This is a genomic window from Terrabacter sp. Ter38, assembly GCF_024519435.1.
Taxonomy (GTDB): domain Bacteria; phylum Actinomycetota; class Actinomycetes; order Actinomycetales; family Dermatophilaceae; genus Terrabacter.
Genome location: NZ_JALJRZ010000009.1, coordinates 87,781 through 107,120, shown reverse-complemented (window position 1 = coordinate 107,120; position 19,340 = coordinate 87,781). Strand labels below are relative to the sequence as shown.

Below are 19,340 nucleotides of genomic sequence, written 5' to 3'. Positions count from 1 at the left end.
GGCAAGGGTGGACCCTTGGCTCACCGCGCCGCCGGCGGGAGCGACACATCGATCCAGGTGCCGTGCGGGTGGCAGGTCCCGAGGACCGTGGGAGGGAGCGCGTGTCCGTGGCGCCAGCGCCGGAGGCCGAGCACGGTGCTTCCCTCCACCGGATCCTCGTGCCCGTCGAGTCCCGGAACGCACCCGCGCGGCTCGGCGGTGAGCCACGACAGGTGGGAGACGGTCCCGGCCAGCTCGTCGAGAACCGCGACCAGGTCGCGACGACGCGCTGCAGGGAGGTAGGTCATCGCCCATGAGGTGAGGACCACGACGTGCGCGTCGTCGCCGGCGTCGGTGCGGGCGAGCCGCACGGCCTCGGTCAGGCGCTCGACCATGTCGCCACGAAGCACCGTGGGAGGGTCTCCGCGAAGGAGGTCGGCAGCGGCGCGGAAGCGCTCGACGCGGCCCGGCACCTCCGGCCAGAGGCACGCCTCGAGCCAGCGCATCTCGTCGACGGACGCGAGGTCGACAGGGTCGAGGTCCACGCCCACGCGGCCGTGTACGGGGGGCAGGGCAGCGCCGGTGCCCGTGAGCAGAGCCCCGACGCCGGAACGGTCCTCACCCGCGCACCGGACCGGAGAGGCACCGTCTCCCAGGAGTGCCGATCCCGTGGGCGAGGACAGCTCGACCGCGTAACGGTCGACGCCGAGCAGCAGGCCGGCGCTCGCACCGAGCTCGACGACAGCGAGCGGAACCTCGCGGGAGTCGACAGTCGCCGCAGCGAGCCCCACGGCGACGTAGACGGATCGGTTCACCTCGTTCGTCTGGGTCCCGTGCGTCGCGATGAGTCGGGTCAGCTCGTCGGCGTGGCCGAGGACCGTCCGCCTCACGTCAGGCCAGGGGTCGCCCGGCGGGACGCTGGCCGCCCCGATGACACTCGGATACCACCGTGCCGCAGGCAGGTCCGGCCGGCACAGGACCAGGTGGTGCAGGGCGGCGAGCCAGAGCACCGGTCGAGCCTGCCCCGGCCTGGCTGCGAGCAGCAGCGACGCGGTCTCGTCGTCGCGGGCGACGTGTCCACAGACGGTCGAGTAGAGCGGGAGAGCGGCATACTCCGTCGCGAACTCACCGAAGCGCCGCTGGATCCTCGCCAGCCGGACGGCGTCGGGCGCCCGGGTCATGGGGACACGGCTGCTGTGGCGGAATCGCTTGACTGAGAGCGTGATTCACGCTCCAACAGGACGATGACCTCATGGTGCGACGTCTGGGGGAACATGTCGAAGAGGCGCGCCTCGCGAGCCCGGTAGGACGGCAAGCGGCCCAGGTCACGGGCCAGGCTGTCGACGTTGCAGCTCGAGTAGGTCACGTGCGTGGCGCCACAGCCCTCGAGCCATCGGGCCAGGTCAGGGCCGATCCCGCGACGCGGCGGGTTGACGACGACCATCGTCCGGCCCGATCCCGGGAGGTCCCGGTCGAGCGCACCGACGTCGGTGGCGTCGCCGGCCCGGAACTCGAGCCGCCCGAGTTCGGGGTGTTCGGCGCGCAGCCGCGACGCACTGGTCTCGGCACTGCGCACGGCCTCGGCCGAGACCTCGACACCGATGACGTGGGAAGCGCCCGCTCGGGCGCAGTGCAGGGCGAATCCGCCCACGCCGCAGTAGAGGTCGAGGACCGTGGTGGGGTCGACGGCACGCGTCCAGGCCTGCGCCTGGTGGTAGAGCCCGGCGGCGACGGTGGTGTTGGTCTGGAAGAAGCTGTTGGGGCGCAGGTGGAGGGTCACGTCGCCGACGGGCATCGCGAGGTCATCGCGCTCGGTCAGGACGATCTCGGTGTCACCTTCGAGGACGGCCTTGTGCTCCGGCTGGAGGTTCACCGTGACGACCGACACCTCCGGCAGCCGGGCCCGGAGCGACGACAGGCGAGACTCGAGAAGGGCCAGGTGTCGGCGGGATCGCAGGACGAGCCGGAGCATGACGTCTCCGGTGGGGGAGAGGGTGACGATGAGGTGCTTCAGCTCGCCACGCCGGGCGGCCACGTCGTACGGCTCCAGACCGATCTCGTCGACGACGGACGCGAGCCGGGGGATGAGGCGCTGCAGCGGCGGTTCGTACAGGCCGCAGCCACGCAGGTCGACGCCGTTCGCGTCGGCGTCGAGGATCCCGACGGTCACCGCGCCGGTGACACCACCGACGACGAGCTTGGCCTTGTTGCGAAACGCCGACTCGGCACTGGGGAAGGGGTCGAGCCAGGCGAGGTCCGGGGCCACGCCGACCAGGGCGCGCCGGCAGCGCTCGTCCTTGTCGGCGAGCTGGACGGCATACGGCACACCCATGAGGGCACAGGAGCGGCAGCGGCCGGCGTCGAAGTAGTCGCACTGCATCACGGGCAAGGCTACGGCTCAGGGACACCGTCATGGACCACGGGTGTGAGCGCGCCTGCGGGGAGGGCGCGTTCACCCAAAGTGACATAATGTCGATTATCGGCGTTATGGGGACGCTGCGAGAGTGCTTCATCCCGGGGCGGCACACGAAAAAGGAAGGAAACGCCGAGCGCTTCCTTCCACTCCCAACGTATAGCGCACCCGGGGTCTTGCGGCAAGACCCCGGTCGTCACCGAGAATCACTGGCCGACACCAGAAACCTCGGGACGGAGCCCACTGCGTGAACCCGCTGACGACCAGCGCCTTCGACCTTCGCGACCACCTCGCACCCAAGGCCGACCCGGCCCTCATCGCCCACGACGACCTCCACTTCGCCGCCATCGCCGAGACCCTCGACGCGACGATCGCCGAGCTGTCCGACCGTCTCGATGCCGCCCGCCGGGCACCGGCGCGCGCCGGCCAGGCCGCGCTCGACCGCGACCAGGAGGTCCACCGCCTCACGGGCCGCCTGCGGACGCTGCGCCGCTACGGCATCGACCTCTGCCTCGGTCACATCGTCCCTGAGAACGATTCTCACCCCCTGTACATCGGACGGCTCGGGCTCACCGACGCTGCCGGACGCCGGCTGCTCCTGGACTGGCGCTCCCCTGCGGCCGAACCGTTCTTCGGGGCCACCCACGGCAACCCCATGGGTCTCGCGAGCCGCCGCCGCTACCGCTGGACCCGGGGACGCGTCACGGACTACTGGGACGAGGTCTTCACCACGGATGGTCTCGACGGGCGCGTGGCGCTCGACGACGAGTCCGCCTTCATCGCCTCGCTCGGCGCCAGCCGCTCACCGCGCATGCGGGACGTCCTGAGCACCATCCAGGCCGACCAGGACGCCATCATCCGAGCAGGCTCCCGGGGCGCGCACGTCGTCGACGGTGGCCCGGGCACGGGCAAGACGGTTGTCGCCCTCCACCGGACGGCCTACCTGCTCTACTCCGACCCGCGCCTCGGCCACCGACGGGGCGGCGTGCTCTTCGTCGGCCCGCACGAGCCCTACCTCGCCTACGTCTCCGACGTGCTGCCCGGTCTCGGCGAGGAGGGCGTGCAGACGTGCCTGCTGCGCGACCTCGTCCCCGAGGGTGACGCGGCCGCCCCGGAGACCGACCCGGAGGTGGCCCGCCTCAAGGCGTCCATGGACCTCGTCCGGGCGATCGAGCCGGCGGTGGCGCTCTACGAGGAGCCGCCGACCCGCGGCACGGAGGTCGTGACGCCGTGGGCGGACCTGTGGCTCTCCCCGGCCGACTGGGCGGAGGCCTGCACCGCCGGCCTCGGCACCGCGCACAACGAGGCCCGCGACGACGTGTGGGACGCGCTGGTCACGATCCTCGTCGAGCGGCACGACCTCGAGGACCGGATCGACGACGACGGCGCCGACGTCGAGCTCGAGGCCACGCCCGCCATGGTGCGGCGCTCGCTCGAGCAGAACCGGGAGCTCCGCACCGCCTTCGAACGGACCTGGCCGCTCCTCGACGCCGCTGACCTCGTCGGCGACCTCTGGACCGTTCCCGCCTACCTGCGTCGCTGCGCCCCGGACCTGACGGTCGAGCAGGTGCGCCGGCTCCAGCGCGCCGAGCCGACGGCGTGGACGGTGTCGGACCTCCCCCTGCTCGACGCGGCCCGGATGCGGCTCGGCGACCCGGAGGCCTCGCGCCGTCGACGACAGCGGGACGCGGCCCTCGCGGCGGAGCGCGCGGAACGGGCCGCGGTCGTCGAGCACCTCATCGCCTCGGACGACTCGGACATGCACGTCATGTCGATGCTGCGAGGTGACGACCTCCGGAGCGCCCTCGACGCGGACTCCGGACCGAGCGCCGACCCCGACCTGCTGGCCGGCCCGTTCGCCCACGTCGTCGTGGACGAGGCCCAGGAGCTGACCGACGCGGAGTGGCAGATGCTCCTGGGCCGCTGTCCGTCGCGGAGCCTCACCATCGTCGGCGACCGCGCCCAGGCCCGGCACGGGTTCACGGAGACGTGGCAGGAGCGCCTGGCTCGCGTGGGTCTCGACCGGGTCACGCTGTCGTCGCTGACCATCAACTACCGCACTCCGGAAGAGGTCATGCTCGAGGCCGAGCCCGTCATCCGCGCCGCTCTCCCGGACGCCAACGTGCCCACCTCGATCCGTGCGAGCGGCGTGCCCGTCCAGCACGGCTGCACCGCCGACCTCGAGGCGGTCCTCGGGACGTGGCTCGACGCGCACCCCGACGGAACGGCCTGCGTCATCGGCGCCCCCGGCTTCGAGGAGCGGCCTCGGGTGAGGTCGCTCAGCCCGGCGCTGTCCAAGGGGCTCGAGTTCGACCTCGTCGTGCTCGTCGACCCGGAGGCCTTCGGCGACGGCATCGAGGGTGCGGTCGACCGCTACGTCGCCATGACGCGCGCGACCCGGCAGCTCGTCGTCCTCACTCAGGGGTGACCATGCCCGGGACGGCCTGGCCGCCCGGCTCGAGCACGGCGAGCCACGCGCGCAGCAGCTCCTCCAACGCGGCGCGCTGCCGAGGCTCGAGACCGCCCAGCAGGGACTCGTCGCCGGCCATGACGTCCGCGAAGAGGCCGTCGAGCCGGGCCAGTCCCCCCGGGGTGAGCTGCACGTGCACGGTGCGCCGGTCCGGCTCCTCCCGGACGCGCTCGACGAAGCCGAGGGCCTCCATGGCCTGCACGCGCTGGGTCGTCGCGCCTGCCGTGACGCGGCAGCGCCGGGACAGCTCGCCGGCGGTGAGCCGGAAGGGCGCACCACTGCGTCTCAGCGTCGCGAGGACGTCGAGGTGGCTCTGCTCGAGGCCATGGGTGGCCAGCACGTCGGCCCGGTGGTCCATGACGAGCGCGGCGAGCCGCACGACCGGGGTGATGATCCCGATCGACGACACGTCCACATCGGGCCTCTCGCGGTGCCAGGCCTCGACGATCCGGCCGACCTGGTCCCCCGACGCACTTCCCATCCCAATACTTTAGGGCTAAACCAGCGGCGCCCCACTACAGGTGCCCGACGTAGCGGCGTGTTTCGGCCTGACCCCGTGCCCCTCACCCCGACCGTGTGGGACAGTCCTCGCATGTCGAACGCCGTCGTCAACGCCGCGCGACCGGAGACCCGGGAGCAGCGGGCCTGGTACTGGTACGACTGGGCCAACTCGGCCTACGTCACGACCACCGCGACGGTGCTCATGAGCCCCTACCTCACGTCGGTGGCAGAGCAGGCGGCCTGCCCTGGCCTGCCCGACGGCCAGGACTGCACGACGAACCTCTCGGTGCTCGGCATCCCGGTGGCGCCGGGCTCGCTGTGGTTCTTCACCGTGACCTTCACGACGATCCTGTCGGCGATCGTGCTCATCTTCATCGGCGCCGTCGCCGACCGCAGCCCCCGACCGACCCGGCTCTTCGCCGGGTTCGCGTGGGCCGGCGCGCTGGCGGCGAGCCTCATGTTCTTCGTCGCCGGCACCAACTGGCAGTTGGGCGCCGTCCTCGTCGTCGTGGCCGGCATCTGCCTCGGATCCTCGCTCGTGATCTACGACTCGATCCTGTGCCGCATCGCCAACGAGAACGAGCGAGACCGGGTCTCATCGAAGGGCTGGGCGTTCGGCTATCTCGGCGGCGGCATCCTGCTCGCGCTCAACTTCGCCCTCGACTTCTTCCACGAGGACCTCGGGCTCGACCGAGCCCTGTCCACGCGCATCAGCATCCTGTCCGCGGGTCTCTGGTGGGCCGGTTTCACGATCATCCCGTACCTCGGACTGCGCCACCTGACCGGCACGGTCGAGACCCCCGTCGAGCGCTCGGCCGGCCTGGTGCGCGGCAGCCTCGTCCAGCTGCGCAGCACCTTCCGCGACCTCGCGAACTACCCGCAGACGAAGCTGTTCCTCGTCGCCTACCTCTTCTTCAACGACGGCATCCAGACGGTCATCGGAAGCTCGAGCGTCTACGGGTCCAAGGAGCTCGGCTTCTCCGAGACGACCGTGCTGGGCGTGTTCCTCTTCGTGCAGTTCGTCGCCTTCCTGGGCGCGCGACTCTTCGGTCGCGTGGCTGCCTCGATCGGTGCCTGGCGCACGATCCTCTACGGCCTCGTACTCTGGACGGTCGTCGTCGTCTTCGCCTTCCTCCTGCCGTCCAAGTCGCTCGTCATCTTTCTCGCGCTCGCGCTGCTCATCGGCCTCGTGCTCGGCGGCACCCAGGCCCTGTCGCGCTCGCTCTACAGCCAGCTCATCCCCCGCGGCCGCGAGGCGGAGTACTTCAGCCTCTACCAGGCCATGGAGCGCGGCACGAGCTGGTTCGGGACGCTCATCTTCGGCCTCGTCTACCAGTTCACCCTCAGCTACCGCTGGGCGATCATCGCCCTCATCGTCTTCTTCGCCATCGGCGGCGTGCTCCTGTCGAAGGTGCGGATGCGGGAGGGCATCGAGCAGGCCGGCAACCCGGTTCCCGCCGTCATCTGAGAAAGGCCTACACTTCGCCGCCCGCCGGGGAACAAGTCAACCGTTCCGCTCGTTCAAGCGTCTGTGAGGGTAGGACACCAACGAGGTGTCACAAGGGCATAAGTCTTGGAGGGGTCCACATGGCCGATCGAGCACTACGCGGTTCCAACCTCGGCGCGAGGAGCATGGAGTCCGACGAGAACGTCGTACCGAGCGAGCGTCAGCTCACCGTGTACGTCTGCGCCGACGGGCACCGCACCGAGCTCCCCTTCTCGATCGAGGCCGACGTGCCGCCCACCTGGGAGTGCCGCTGCGGACTCGACGCGAAGCTGCAGGGCGGCGGACCCGAGCCGGAGGCCAAGCCGGTCAAGCACCAGCGCACGCACTGGGACATGCTCCTGGAGCGTCGTTCCATCCCCGAGCTCGAGGAGCTCCTCGAGGAGCGCCTGACGCTGCTGCGTGAGTCGCGTGGCGAGAAGCCGCGTCGCCGCAAGACCGCCTGACCTCCCCAGAGCGCTACACCGAGAAGCCCGCCCCGTTCGTGGGGGCGGGCTTTTCGCACCTGGTTCGAGGTGATCGCGGCAGTCGGGCGCGTACCGGGACCACCTCGAACGTGGCGGAGCCGTGACGAGGGCGATCAGTCCTCGTCGTCGATGATCTCGCCCTCGACGACCTCGTCGCTCGTCGCCGAGCGCTGCGGGCCGTGTGGCGTCTGCTCCTGCTCCCACGCAGGTGTCGCGGGCTGTCCGGCCACCGTGGGCCCGGCGAACCGCTCGGTCTGGGCGAGCAGGCGCCGTGAGATGACGGCGGTGAGCATGCTGCGCGCGACGGGCCGCGTGAACGGGAGCACGAGGACGAGACCGAGCACGTCGGTGACGAAACCCGGCAGGACGAGCAGGCTGCCGCCCACGAGCACGACGACGCCGTCGGCGATCTCACGGGCCGGCATCCGGCCGCTGCGCACGGCCTGCTCGAGGGCGCGCCAGGCCCGCCCGCCCTCCCGGCGGATCAGCCACGCCCCGAGGAGCGAGGTCGCGACGAGCAGCAGGAAGGTCGGCCAGCCGCCGATGGCCTGACCGACGGCGACGATGACGAGGATCTCGATGATCGGCAGGAGCAGGAGCGCGACGACCGCCAGCCGCGTCAGGCGCACCCGCCTGACGCGTGACGGACCGCGGGAGGAGCCGGTGGGGCCGCTCACGACCGGTCCCCGACCGGCTCGCGCCCACGCACCCGGCCGGCGGCGGACCGCAGCTGGCCCACGCGGTGCTCGATGCCCCACCTCGTGACGCTGGTCAGCGCCTCGCGCACGATGTCCTGGCCCATCTTCGACACGCCGACCTCACGCTCGACGAACGTGATCGGCACCTCGACGACGGTGAGCCCGGCGCGCACGGCACGCAGGGTCAGGTCGATCTGGAAGCAGTAGCCCTGCGACTCGACGCCCTGGAGCCCCATGGCCCGCAGCGCGCTCGCGCGGTAGACGCGGTAGCCGGCCGTCGCGTCGTTGACCGACATCCCGAGCAGCACCTTGGTGTAGAGGTTCGCACCGACCGAGAGCACCTTGCGGCGGGCCGGCCAGTTGCGCACCTCGCCGCCCTTGACCCAGCGGGCGCCGATGACGAGGTCTGCCTCACCGAGCGCGGCCAGCAGCGACGGCAGCTGCTCCGGGAGGTGCGAGCCGTCGGCGTCCATCTCGACGGCGGCGTCGTAGCCGCGATCGAGGACGATGGCGAAGCCGGCGAGGTAGGCCTTGCCGAGGCCTTCCTTGGCGGAGCGGTGCACGACGTGGACCTGCGGGTCCGCGGACGCGAGGTCGTCGGCGACCCGGCCGGTGCCGTCGGGCGAACCGTCGTCGAGCACGAAGACGTCGGCGGCGGGCACGTTCGCGCGCACCCGCGCGACGATGCCGGGCAGGTTGTCCCGCTCGTTGTACGTCGGGATGAGCACGGCCACTCGGGTCAGCGGCTCACGCTGCGTCGTCGTCATCCTCTTCCTTCGTTGTTACCGGCGCTGCCGGGCGGCCGCTGCGAAGACCCAGGGCGAGCATCGTCAGCAGTGCGGCGGCGGCGACCCACTCGGGGGCCTCCCCCACCCGGGTCGCCAGCGTCGTGGCGTCCCGCAAGGGTAGTGCTCCTCTGACCACCGCCCGTGTGAACAACGACGTCACCTGGTGGGCGGTTCCGTCGGGCGTGATCAGGGCGCTCTGGCCGACCGTCGACACGTGCACGACGGAGCGGCCGAACTCCATGGCTCGCAGCCTGCTGATCGCCAGCTGCTGGGGCGACTCGGCGGTGTAGCCGAAGGTCGCGTTGTTCGTCTGGACCACGAGGACGTTGGCACCGGTCTGCACGGCGTCGCGCATGATGTCGTCGTAGGCCACCTCGAAGCAGATGGCCAGACCCGCCCGGATCTGCTGGCCCGAGGCCGTCGTGACGCGGAAGACGCCGGGCGACGGGCCCTGGACGAAGTCGCGCGTGACGAGGTCGACCTCCGTGCTGAAGGTCCGCCAGAAGGACCGGTTCGGGATGTACTCGGCGAACGGCACCGGGTGGCGCTTGACGTAGCGGTCGGTGTTGCCCTTGCCGGGCTCGAAGAGCAGGGCCACGTTGGAGACGAACCCGGCGGGCTCCTCGAGCAGGCCCCCGACGATGAGGGGACGCTTCAGCGCATCGACGGTCTCCAGGATGAGGTCCTTGGCGTCGGCGTTGCGCAGCGGGTCGATGTCCGACGCGTTCTCGGGCCAGACGACGAGGTCCGGGGCCGGGGCCCGGCCGGCGTCGACGTCGTCCTGGGCCTTGAGCGTCGCCGCGACGTGGTTGTCGAGGACCTGGCGGCGCTCGGCGTTGAAGTCGAGACCGGGCCGCGCCACGTTCCCCTGGACGCCGAGGAACTGGGCGGTCGGGCCGTCGGTCGGCAACGGGACCGCCAGCCCCACGAGGCCGAGCACGAGCGCTCCCGCCACGGGCAGCGCGAGGCGACGGGACGGCATACGCAGTCGCGGGGTGGCGGTGGCGCCACTCCCCCGGCGCTCGGCACCACCCGACAGGGCGTGCTGGGCGGCGAGCGCGAGCAGGCCACCGCTGAGAGCGATGACGAAGCCGACGAACGGCGCGCCACCGAGTGCGACGAGCCGACCGAACGGCGAGTCGGCCTGGCCGAAGGCGAGCTTGAGCCAGGGAAAGCCACCATAGGGGGCGCGGGCCCGGAAGCCCTCGGACACGACCCACACGAGCGCGAACGCCAACGGGCGGACACGCCCCCGGCGGCTCAGCCAGCCGTAGAGCCCGCCCGCCACGCCGACGAAGAGGGCCTGCAGCGTCGCGAGCGCTAGCCACGGCAGCGAGCCGACGTAGATGCCCGACCAGCTGAGCGTCGGCACGAAGAAGACGAGACCGCCGGCGAGACCGAGCAGGAAGCCGCGACGCCCGCCGGTGCCGGCCCAGGACCATGCCCACAGCGCAAGAGCCACCGGTGCGGCCACCCAGACGTCGAAGGTCGGGAACGCGAGGCAGAGCAGTCCGCCGCCGAGCAGGGACACGAGGAGACGCCGCACGGGGTTCACCGTATGCCGTGCGGCCGGGACGTCAGCGCTCAGGGCACGACGACGACGCCACGAGCGGTCGTGGCGACGATCGGCGGGTCGAGCATCTCGGCTGCGGACGCCCCGCGCTCCTGGTTGCCGCGCCCGACGACGCGCACCTCGAAGTCCATCTCCCGGGAGCGGGTGCCGACGCGGACGATCTCGGCCGAGATCTCGATGACGTCGCCGGCCGTGATCCGCGACCGGAACTGGACGTCGCTGTACGAGGCGAAGAGGCCCTCGTCGCCGTCGGTGACGATGCACATCTCGGTGGCGACGTCGCCGAACGCGGCCATCGAGTAGGCGCCGTCGACGAGGTTGCCGGCGTAGTGCGCGTGACCGTAGGGGACGTAGCGCCGGTGCGTGATGCGCAGCCCGACCTTGGCCCTGGTCAGCGTCGCCGGGGTGGTCGAGGCCGTGGCCGGCGCCGTGGGTGCGGTGGCCGAGAGCGGCTCGGGTGCCGTGGGGTCGGTGGTGGTCTCGCTCATGGCTTCTTTCCCTTCCGGAGGCCGATCTCGTGGACCAGGTAGCTGGCGACCTCGCCGGGGGTCGTGCCCCGGCCGAAGATCCGGTCGACGCCGAGCGCCCTCTCGGACCCGTCCTCGAAGCGCGGGCCTCCGGCGATGAGGATCGGCACCTGCCCGGCCGGGTAGGCCTCGCGGAAGGCCGCGGACATCTGGGTCGTGTTGTGGATGTGGGCGTCCTTCTGCGTGACGACCTGGCTGACGAGCACGGCGTCGGCCTTCTCGTCGCGGGCCCGGGCGACGAGCTCGGGCACGAGCACCTGGGCGCCGAGGTTGACGACCTTGATCTCGCGGTAGTACTCGAGGCCCTTCTCGCCCGCGAACCCCTTGATGTTGAGGATCGCGTCGATGCCGACGGTGTGGGCGTCGGTGCCGATGCAGGCACCGACGACGACGAGCTTGCGGCGCAGCTGCTTCTTGATCGTCAGGTTGGCGTCCTTCGCGGACAGCAGGGGGTACTCGCGCTCGACGACGTGGACGTCGTCGAGGTTGACGAGGTGCGTCGAGCTGCCGTAGACGACGAAGAAGGTGAAGTCGGGACCCATGGCCTTCGCGTGCACGAGCAGAGCGGGGTCCAGGCCCATCTTGCGGGCGAGCTGGAGCGCGGCACCCTCGGCCTTCTTGTCGTGCGGCAGGGGCAGGGTGAACGACATCTGCACCATGCCGTCACCGGTCGTGTCGCCGTAGGGCCGGATGACGGAGCCCTGCGCGGCGGCGGCGGTGGCGGCGGCCTGTGCGGGCTGCTGCTTCGCGGCGCTCATCGGCCGGCCCCCTTCGCCGGCGGCGTCCACGCGTCGAGGGCGGTGGTGGCCGGGTTGTCGTAGTCGTCGGCGCGCTCGCTGACACCGTCGAGGCCCTTGCCCCCGGTCGCCGGTCGCTTCATGAGACCGAAGGTGCCGTCGGCGATGGCCGCGAGGAGCGGCGCGTCGCCGGCGGCGTCGGTGTCGGTGACGATGCGGTCGAGCAGGTCGACCGCCTCGGAGAGCACCTGGCGCGCACGGGTCTGGATGTAGCCGTCGCGCGGCGGGTGGAAGTCCTCGGTCAGTCCACGAGCAGCGTTCATGACGTAGCGGACGTTCTGCAGCGCGAGGTCGCGGTCGGAGAGGAACGGCGTCACGACCGCCTCGGTCATCATGCCGACGAGGAGGATGCCCTGACCGGTCATGGCGCCCACGAGGTTGAAGAACCCGTCGAGCAGGTAGCCGCGGAAGACGTCGCCCGTCATGTGCTTCGTCGGCGGCATCCACTTCAGCGGCGCGTCCGGGAAGAGCTGCCGTGCGAGCATCGCGTGGGCGAGCTCCATCCGGAAGCTGTCGGGGATCTCGGGATTGATCTCGAAGGCGTGTCCGAGCCCGAGCTGCCAGTCCTCGAGGCCGGCCTCCTTGGCGAAGCGCTCGTTGAGCAGCTGGCTCACGGTCACGGTGTGGGCGGCCTCGACGGCGTCGGCGGTCGTGAGGTAGTTGTCCTCACCGGTGTTGATGATGATGCCGGCGCGGGCGTGGACCTGCCGCGAGAAGCGCTGGTCGACGAAGGTGCGGATCGGGTTGATGTCGCGGAAGAGGATGCCGTACATCGAGTCATTGAGCATCATGTCGAGACGCTCCATGCCGGCGAGGGCCGCGATCTCGGGCATGCACAGGCCCGAGGCGTAGTTCGTCAGCCGGACGTAGCGACCGAGCTCCTTGCTCACGTCGTCGAGCGCGGCACGCATGAGGCGGAAGTTCTCCTGCGTCGCGTACGTCCCGGCGAAGCCTTCGCGGGTCGCGCCCTCGGGCACGTAGTCGAGCAGGGACTGACCCGTGGAGCGGATGACGGCGATGATGTCGGCGCCCTCGCGCGCGGCCGCCTGGGCCTGTGGGATGTCCTCGTAGATGTCGCCCGTCGCGACGATGAGGTAGATCCACGGCTTGGTCTTCGGGTCGCCGTGGCGCTTGATGAGACGGTCACGGGTGGCGCGCGACCGGTCGATGGTGCGCAGTCCCGCACCCACCCCCTTCGCGGCAGCGCGGCGGGCTACCGTGGCCTCGCGCCCGGTGGGGAGCCGGAAGGAGACATTGCCGCTCGCCGCCTTCTGCGCCAGCGTCGTCAGGTCAGGCGCCTCGCCGCGGAGCAGGGCGTCGTAGACCGGTGTCGTGACGCCGTGCTCGAGGCCGACCTCGTCGCGGACGGCGGTGACGAGGTGGTTGACCCACGGCACCCGCTCGTGGTCCGCGCCGGCGAGACCGGCGAGGCGCAGGGTTGCGCGCTCGACCGACACCGTCGTGTGGCTGCGTGCGATCTTCACGACGGGGGCGGCGGCCTTGCGGGCGAGCGCACGGGCCCGGCGCACGACGGCCGGGTCGAGCTCGAGCATGGCGTGGGGGCGGGTCATGCGTCCGATCCTGCCTTCTCGGTGGCGAGGCGGCCCTCGAAGAGCGCCCGCACGGCGGGGACGTCCCGGACGAGACGCAGCGCTGTCTCGGCGTGGCCGGGGACGTAGCCGTTGCCGACGAGCATCCGCACGTCGGCGGCGAGGCCCTCGGCGCCGAGGGCGGCCGCGGCGAAGTTCGTGGCCATGCTGAAGAAGATGATGGTGCCGCCCTGGGCGGTCGCGAGGATCGCGGGCTGCTCGCAGCCGGGGACGTCGACGCAGACGACGGTCACGTCGGCCGGTCCCCCGGCGGACTCGACGGCGGCCGCGAGACCGAGCGGCGAGCGGGCGTCGGCGAGGACGACGGCGTCGGCGAGCCCGCTCGACTCGAGGACCGTGCGCTCGCGCTCGACCGGGACGACGCCGATGGTCCGGCCCGCGCCGGCGGCACGAGCGGCTGCCAACGACAGCGAGCCGGACTTGCCGGCTCCGCCGAGGACCGCCACGGTCGGCGCGACGCCGCGGGCGGCATACTCCCCCACGACGCGCTCGACGAGCGCCGGCGCCCCGCAGACGTCCATGACCATGAGCGCCAGGTGCGGGTCGAGGTCGGTGGGGAGGGTCGCCGCGATGCTGCGGCCGAAGAGGATCGCGTGACCCTCGGCCGGCACCTGCTCGGAGAGGCCGTCCCAGAGGGACAGGCCGTCGGTGATGGCGAGCGGCGTCAGGGACAGCGACACGAGGGTCGCGACGCGGTCGCCGACCGCGAGACCGAGCGTGCTGTCCGGCCCGACCTCCGCGACGGTGCCGATGAGCATGCCGCCCGAGCCGGTCACGGGGTTCTGCATCTTGCCGCGCGTCGCGACGATGTCGAGGACCTCGGCGCGGACGGCTCCCCCGTCGACGGCGCCGTCCGTGCTGTGCTTCTCCGCGAGCTGCCGGTAGGACGCCGCGTCGAGGTTGAGGGTCTCGACCGCGATGCGGACCTCGTCCTTCCACAGCCGCGGGCTGGCGTCGAGTCGTCGGGCCGCCTGCGGGAGGGTGATGGCGTCACCGGTGGGCTCGAGCACACGGTGCAGGCCGACAGGTGACGACACGCGGGCGGCGTCCGTGCGATCCGGGGCGGCCGACGTCGGGTCTGACACGTTCACAAATCCTTCTGTATATACGGACGAAAACCGGAGATCTTGCGTCAGCATACGGGCACGTCGGCCGTATCTTCACAATTTCGTGAGCCGGACGTGTTTGAGCGAGACCGCCCCTGCCGTTACTGTTCTCCGCATGAGCAAGGTTGAGCAGCCCTACGCGTACCGCCGACGCGAGCTCGTCGAGCCCGACTGGACGCGTTTCCCGGGCTGGGCGAGCATCACCCAGGCCGACTGGGACAGCGCACAGTGGCAGCGGGTCAACTGTGTCAGGAACATCAAGCAGTTGCGAGCCCTCATGGGCGACCTCCTCGACGACCGTTTCTACGACGACCTCGCCAAGGACCAGAGCGAGCGGGCGACGATGTCGATGCTCGTCCCGCCCCAGATGCTCAACACCATGGTCCCGTCGACCGACTCGCCGATGCCGTCGGCCGGGCACGACTTCACCGAGGCCTTCTACGCCGACCCGATCCGCAGCTACATGCTGCCGGTCTTCTCCGACCGCCGCACCGACTGGCCGTCGCACCCGCACGCGTCGCGTGACTCGCTGCACGAGCACGACATGTGGGTGGCCGAGGGGCTGACGCACCGTTACCCCACCAAGGTGCTCGCGGAGCTGCTGCCCACCTGCCCGCAGTACTGCGGCCACTGCACGCGCATGGACCTCGTCGGCAACTCGACGCCGCAGGTCGCCAAGCTGAAGTTCGACCTCAAGCCGGTCGACCGCTATGCCGCGATGCTCGACTACCTCCGCACGTCGCCCGTCGTGCGTGACGTCGTCGTCTCCGGTGGCGACGTCGCCAACATGCCGTGGAAGAACCTCGAGGCGTTCATCGACCAGCTCCTCGACATCGAGAACATCCGCGACATCCGGCTCGCGACGAAAGCCCTCATGGGTCTGCCGCAGCACTGGTTCGCCGAGGACGTCGTCGAGGGCGTGGCCCGCGTCTCGGCCAAGGCCCGCTCGCGCGGCGTCTCGCTCGCGATCCACACGCACGTCAACAACGCCCAGTCGCTGACACCGTCCGTCGCCCGCGCCTCGAAGGCCATGCTCGACGCCGGCGTGCGCGACGTGCGCAACCAGGGCGTGCTCATGCGCGGCGTCAACGACACGACCGAGCAGCTGCTCGACCTGTGCTTCGGCCTCGCCGACGGCGCGCAGATCACGCCGTACTACTTCTACATGTGCGACATGATCCCGTTCGCCGAGCACTGGAGGCTCTCGCTCGCCGAGGCCCAGCACCTCCAGCACTCGATGATGGGCTACCTCCCCGGTTTCTCGACGCCGCGCATCGTGTGCGACGTGCCCTTCGTCGGCAAGCGCTGGGTCCACCAGGTCGAGGAGTACGACACCGAGCGCGGCATCTCCTACTGGCGCAAGAACTACCGCACCTCGATCGAGGGCGACGACACCGAGGCGCTCTCGCGCGAGTACGTCTACTACGACCCGATCTACACCCTGCCCGAGGCCGGGCAGCAGTGGTGGCACCAGTCGGTCGACCACGAGTCGGTTCTTGCCGAGGCGACCGAGCAGGCTGCGACGAGCCGCGCCGCGGCCGAGTCGCAGCTGCTCGTCTGACACCGCACACGAGCACGTATGCCGTGTGGCCCGGGACCGTCGAGGTGCCGGGCCACACGTCGTCCCGGGGCCCGGACCTAGAACTGCGTTGTCACCCTGACCCGTCGCCACCTAGCGTGGCTCGCGTCCACGTGCATCGACCGAGCGGAGGCGAGCGCCCGATGACCAGCAACCTCATCGAGCTCTGCATCGACGCGACGGACCCGATCCGCCTCGCAGCCTTCTGGGCGGGCCTGCTGGAGCGGGAGACCGACGCCGACGGCGTCGTGCTCGCGGGTGAGGACCCGGAGATCTCGATCCGGTTCCTGCCGGGGCGTGAGCGCAGGACCGGGCCCAACCAGATCCACCTGCACCTGACCAGCACCACTCCCGAGCAGCAGCAGTCGACGGTCGACCGGGCCCTGCGGCTCGGGGCCCGACACCTCGACGTCGGCCAGACACCGGAGGAGGGGCACATCGTGCTCGCGGACCCGGAGGGCAACGAGCTCTGCGTCATCGAGGCGGGCAACACCTTCCTCGCCGACACCGCGTTCCTCGGGGAGCTCGCCGGCGACGGCACCCGCGAGGTCGGCCTCTTCTGGAGCCTGGCCCTGGGCTGGCCGCTCGTCTGGGACCACGACGGGGAGACGACCATCCAGTCGCCCCGCGGCGGCGCGAAGATCGCCTGGGGAGGGCCGCCCGTGCGTCCGAGGTCGGGGCGCAACGTCATGCACCTCCACGTGAGCCCGACGACACCCGGCGACCTCGACGCCGAGGTCGAGCGCCTCCTCTCGCTCGGGGCCACCCGGCTCGACGCCGGCCACGGGGACACCTGCGGGACCCCGCTCGCCGACCCCGACGGCAACGAGTTCTGCGTCCAGGGCGCCGGCGAGGGCACCCGTAGACTGCGGCGGTGACTTCCCGCTCCCCCGGCACCCGCGTCCGCATGCCTCGCGCCGAACGGGAGGCGCAGATGCTGGCCGTGGCCGAGCGGGTCTTCTCGGCCCGCGGCATCCAGGCCGCCACGATGGACGAGATCGCCGAGCTCGTCGGCGTCACCAAGCCCCTGATCTACGACTACTTCGGGTCGAAGGAGGGCCTGCTGGCGGCGACGATCGAGAGGGCCCGCGGGCAGCTGCTCGGCGCGCTCATCGACTCGTGGGCGGCCCAGCCCGCCGCACCGGCCCGCGAAAGGGTGCACGGCGTCGTCCACGCGTTCTTCTCCTTCATCGACGCGCACGACCAGGCGTTCGCGCTGCTGCGCACCGAGGGAGCCCTCATCGGCGAGGCGTCGGTGGGCGTCGAACGCATCCGCCAGCAGACCGCCAAGGCGTTCGCCGAGGGCCTGCGGACCCTACCGGCGTTCGAGGCCCTCGAGCCGCGTCGGGTCACCGTCATGGCCGAGATCCTCATCGGCGGGTGCGAGCGCCTCGCGGTCTGGCGCAGCACCCACCCGGGCACGACGGCCGACGAGGCCACCGACCTCGTCGTCACGACGATCTGGGACGGACTCGCGTCCGTCGGCGACGCCTGATGGCCAGGCATCGCCAGGCTGACGGTCCGTCCACACGGGCCACCGTCGCCCTCGACCGCGCGGGCGTCCCGTACTCCCGCCACCCCTACGAGCACGACCCCGCGGCGGCGAGCTATGGCCTCGAGGCGGCGGCCGCGCTCGGTGTCGAGCCCTCCCGCGTCTTCAAGACCCTGCTCGTCGACACCGGCACGACGCTGGCGGTGGGGGTCGTGCCCGTCGACGGCCAGCTCGACCTCAAGGCCGTCGCCGCGGCGCTCGGCGTCAAGAGCGTGACGATGGCCGACCCATCAGCGGCTGAGCGCAGCACCGGTTACGTCCTCGGCGGCATCTCCCCCGTCGGGCAGAAGCGCGCGCTGCCCACGGTCCTCGACGAGACGGCATACGGCTTCGGCACGGTCTACGTCTCCGGCGGACGACGTGGCTTCGACATCGGGCTGTCGCCCGAGGACCTCGCGTCGGTCACCCGAGCCCGCCGTGCCCGGATCGGTCGCACATGACCCTGACCCACGACGCGTCCGGCGACGCGCCGGCGCGAGCGCGCGTGCCGCAGCTGCCGCTCGTCCTCGTCCTCGCGGCGCTGACGATGGTCGGGCCGTTCACGATCGACGCGATCTTCCCGGCGTTCGAGGTGATGACCCGCGAGCTCGGCGTCGACAAGGTCGCGATGCAGCAGACCGTCAGCGTCTACCTCGTCGCCTTCGCGGTCGCGAGCCTCTTCCACGGGTCGCTGTCCGATGCCCTCGGTCGTCGTCCCGTCATCCTCGCGGGCTGCGCGCTGTATGCCGTGACCAGCGCCCTGTGCGCGCTGGCACCGAGCATGCCCCTCCTGCTGTGCGCCCGCGGCGCCCAGGGCCTCGTCGCCGGGGCCGGGATGATCGTCGGGCGCACGGTGGTGCGCGACCTCTTCGACGGGGCGCGCGCCCAGCGGTTCATGAGCCACATCTCGATGATCTTCGCCATCGCCCCGGCGCTCGCGCCGATCGTCGGCGGCGCCATCCTGGGCTGGGGGTCGTGGCGCACGATCTTCTGGGTGCTCGCGGCCTACGGAGTGCTCCTCGTCGTGCTGACGCTGACGTCGCTGCCCGAGACGCACCCGGCCGCTGAGCGGGTCCCGTTCCGGCCGCGGCCGCTGCTCGCGTCGTTCACGTCCGCTGCGGGCGACGGCGCGGTGCTGCGCCTCAGCGCCGCGATCGCCCTCAACTTCGGCGCCCTCTTCCTCTACATCTCCTCGGCGCCCGCGATCGTCGTCGACCACCTGGGGCTCGGCGAGCGCGACTTCGGGGTGCTCTTCGTCCCGCTCGTCGTCACCATGATGGTCGGCTCGTACCTCACGGGGCGCCTGGCCGGTCGCGTGCGACAGGGGGCCTTCGTCCTCGCCGGCTTCCTCGTGGCCCTCGCCGGCGGCGGGTTCGCGGTCGCCTACCAGGCGCTCGTCGACGTGCCCACGCTGCCGTGGACCGTCGTTCCCGTGGCCGCCGCCTCGCTCGGCGTGTCCCTCGTCTTCCCGATCCTGTCGATCGCGCTGCTCGACCTGCGACCGCGGGAGCGTGGCGCCGTCTCCTCGTTCCAGTCCTTCCTCAGCACGTGTGTCAACGCGGTCGTCGCGGGGGCGGTCTCACCGCTCGTGAGCGGGTCGCTGACGACCCTCGCCGTCGTGGCAGGCTCCATGACGCTTGCCGCACTCGGGCTCTGGTGGTGGCACCGGTGCCTGGCGATGCGGCGGCGCGGTCTCGCCGACGTCACCGTCGTCGTGGGCTCCCCGGCCCTCGAGCCGATCGAGCAGCTCTGAACGCCCCTCCGAGCTGAACCGGACCCGGCCACCACCCTGCCGCG

18 protein-coding genes are annotated in these 19,340 nt (G+C 71.4%); 8 read left to right on the top strand and 10 right to left on the bottom strand.

Annotated elements, in window-relative coordinates:
• Positions 1–20 precede the first annotated feature (20 nt).
• Together NR112_RS17440 and NR112_RS17435 are read right to left on the bottom strand one after the other, a co-directional pair.
• Positions 21–1,160, bottom strand: coding sequence for a DUF2332 domain-containing protein (locus tag NR112_RS17440; protein WP_256795565.1), 1,140 nt, complete (start codon positions 1,158–1,160; stop codon positions 21–23).
• A complete protein-coding gene (locus NR112_RS17435) occupies positions 1,157–2,359 on the bottom strand; it encodes a methyltransferase domain-containing protein (RefSeq protein ID WP_256795564.1) in 1,203 nt (400 codons plus the stop codon). The genes NR112_RS17440 and NR112_RS17435 overlap by 4 nt, the downstream gene beginning before the upstream one ends.
• Before the next feature lie 280 nt (positions 2,360–2,639).
• Here NR112_RS17435 and helR point away from each other — a divergent pair, with 280 nt between their 5' ends.
• Complete coding sequence (gene helR / locus NR112_RS17430) at positions 2,640–4,820, top strand: RNA polymerase recycling motor ATPase HelR (RefSeq protein ID WP_256795563.1); 2,181 nt, start codon at positions 2,640–2,642, stop codon at positions 4,818–4,820.
• On the opposite strand, the gene NR112_RS17425 is transcribed toward helR, so the two are convergent.
• A complete protein-coding gene (locus NR112_RS17425; RefSeq protein ID WP_256795562.1) occupies positions 4,807–5,343 on the bottom strand; it encodes a MarR family winged helix-turn-helix transcriptional regulator in 537 nt (178 codons plus the stop codon). The two genes, helR and NR112_RS17425, sit on opposite strands and share 14 nt — an antisense overlap.
• Positions 5,344–5,454: 111 nt before the next feature.
• Here NR112_RS17425 and NR112_RS17420 point away from each other — a divergent pair, with 111 nt between their 5' ends.
• Positions 5,455–6,831 (top strand): MFS transporter, encoded by a 1,377-nt coding sequence (locus tag NR112_RS17420; RefSeq protein WP_256795561.1) that lies wholly within the window; start codon positions 5,455–5,457, stop codon positions 6,829–6,831.
• A 119-nt stretch (positions 6,832–6,950) separates the two neighbouring features.
• Positions 6,951–7,313, top strand: coding sequence for an RNA polymerase-binding protein RbpA (locus NR112_RS17415; protein ID WP_028785601.1), 363 nt, complete (start codon positions 6,951–6,953; stop codon positions 7,311–7,313).
• A gap of 134 nt (positions 7,314–7,447) precedes the next feature.
• Here NR112_RS17415 and NR112_RS17410 read toward each other — a convergent pair whose 3' ends face one another.
• From NR112_RS17410 to NR112_RS17380, 7 genes are read right to left on the bottom strand one after another with little or no spacing between them, the layout of a single operon-like run.
• Positions 7,448–8,011, bottom strand: a complete 564-nt coding sequence (locus NR112_RS17410) for an FxsA family protein (RefSeq protein ID WP_256795560.1) — start codon at positions 8,009–8,011, stop codon at positions 7,448–7,450.
• The gene (locus tag NR112_RS17405; protein WP_256795559.1) at positions 8,008–8,799 is read right to left on the bottom strand and encodes a polyprenol monophosphomannose synthase; all 792 of its coding nucleotides are present in this window, start codon (positions 8,797–8,799) and stop codon (positions 8,008–8,010) included. The genes NR112_RS17410 and NR112_RS17405 overlap by 4 nt, the downstream gene beginning before the upstream one ends.
• Positions 8,780–10,366, bottom strand: a complete 1,587-nt coding sequence (lnt, locus tag NR112_RS17400; protein WP_256795558.1) for an apolipoprotein N-acyltransferase — start codon at positions 10,364–10,366, stop codon at positions 8,780–8,782. The genes NR112_RS17405 and lnt overlap by 20 nt, the downstream gene beginning before the upstream one ends.
• Before the next feature lie 38 nt (positions 10,367–10,404).
• Positions 10,405–10,881 carry a hotdog domain-containing protein gene (locus tag NR112_RS17395; protein WP_256795557.1) on the bottom strand — a complete coding sequence of 159 codons (477 nt, stop codon included), beginning with the start codon at positions 10,879–10,881 and terminating at the stop codon, positions 10,405–10,407.
• Positions 10,878–11,678, bottom strand: coding sequence for an OAM dimerization domain-containing protein (locus tag NR112_RS17390; RefSeq protein WP_256795556.1), 801 nt, complete (start codon positions 11,676–11,678; stop codon positions 10,878–10,880). The genes NR112_RS17395 and NR112_RS17390 overlap by 4 nt, the downstream gene beginning before the upstream one ends.
• Positions 11,675–13,288 (bottom strand): lysine 5,6-aminomutase subunit alpha, encoded by a 1,614-nt coding sequence (locus NR112_RS17385; protein WP_256795555.1) that lies wholly within the window; start codon positions 13,286–13,288, stop codon positions 11,675–11,677. Before NR112_RS17385 ends, NR112_RS17390 begins: the two co-directional genes overlap by 4 nt.
• The gene (locus NR112_RS17380) at positions 13,285–14,412 is read right to left on the bottom strand and encodes an L-erythro-3,5-diaminohexanoate dehydrogenase (protein ID WP_256795554.1); all 1,128 of its coding nucleotides are present in this window, start codon (positions 14,410–14,412) and stop codon (positions 13,285–13,287) included. Before NR112_RS17380 ends, NR112_RS17385 begins: the two co-directional genes overlap by 4 nt.
• Positions 14,413–14,548: 136 nt before the next feature.
• Between NR112_RS17380 and NR112_RS17375 the strand changes: the two genes are divergently transcribed.
• From NR112_RS17375 to NR112_RS17355, 5 genes are all read left to right on the top strand, one after another.
• Entirely contained in the window at positions 14,549–15,994 is a 1,446-nt protein-coding gene (locus NR112_RS17375; protein ID WP_256795553.1) for a KamA family radical SAM protein, read from the top strand.
• A gap of 161 nt (positions 15,995–16,155) precedes the next feature.
• Positions 16,156–16,890: a VOC family protein gene (locus NR112_RS17370; protein WP_256795552.1), complete on the top strand. Its 735-nt coding sequence runs from the start codon at positions 16,156–16,158 to the stop codon at positions 16,888–16,890.
• Positions 16,887–17,507, top strand: a complete 621-nt coding sequence (locus NR112_RS17365) for a TetR/AcrR family transcriptional regulator (RefSeq protein ID WP_256795551.1) — start codon at positions 16,887–16,889, stop codon at positions 17,505–17,507. The genes NR112_RS17370 and NR112_RS17365 overlap by 4 nt, the downstream gene beginning before the upstream one ends.
• Positions 17,507–18,004, top strand: coding sequence for a Cys-tRNA(Pro) deacylase (ybaK, locus tag NR112_RS17360; RefSeq protein WP_256795550.1), 498 nt, complete (start codon positions 17,507–17,509; stop codon positions 18,002–18,004). The genes NR112_RS17365 and ybaK overlap by 1 nt, the downstream gene beginning before the upstream one ends.
• Entirely contained in the window at positions 18,001–19,296 is a 1,296-nt protein-coding gene (locus tag NR112_RS17355; RefSeq protein ID WP_256795549.1) for a multidrug effflux MFS transporter, read from the top strand. Before ybaK ends, NR112_RS17355 begins: the two co-directional genes overlap by 4 nt.
• Positions 19,297–19,340: the final 44 nt, after the last annotated feature.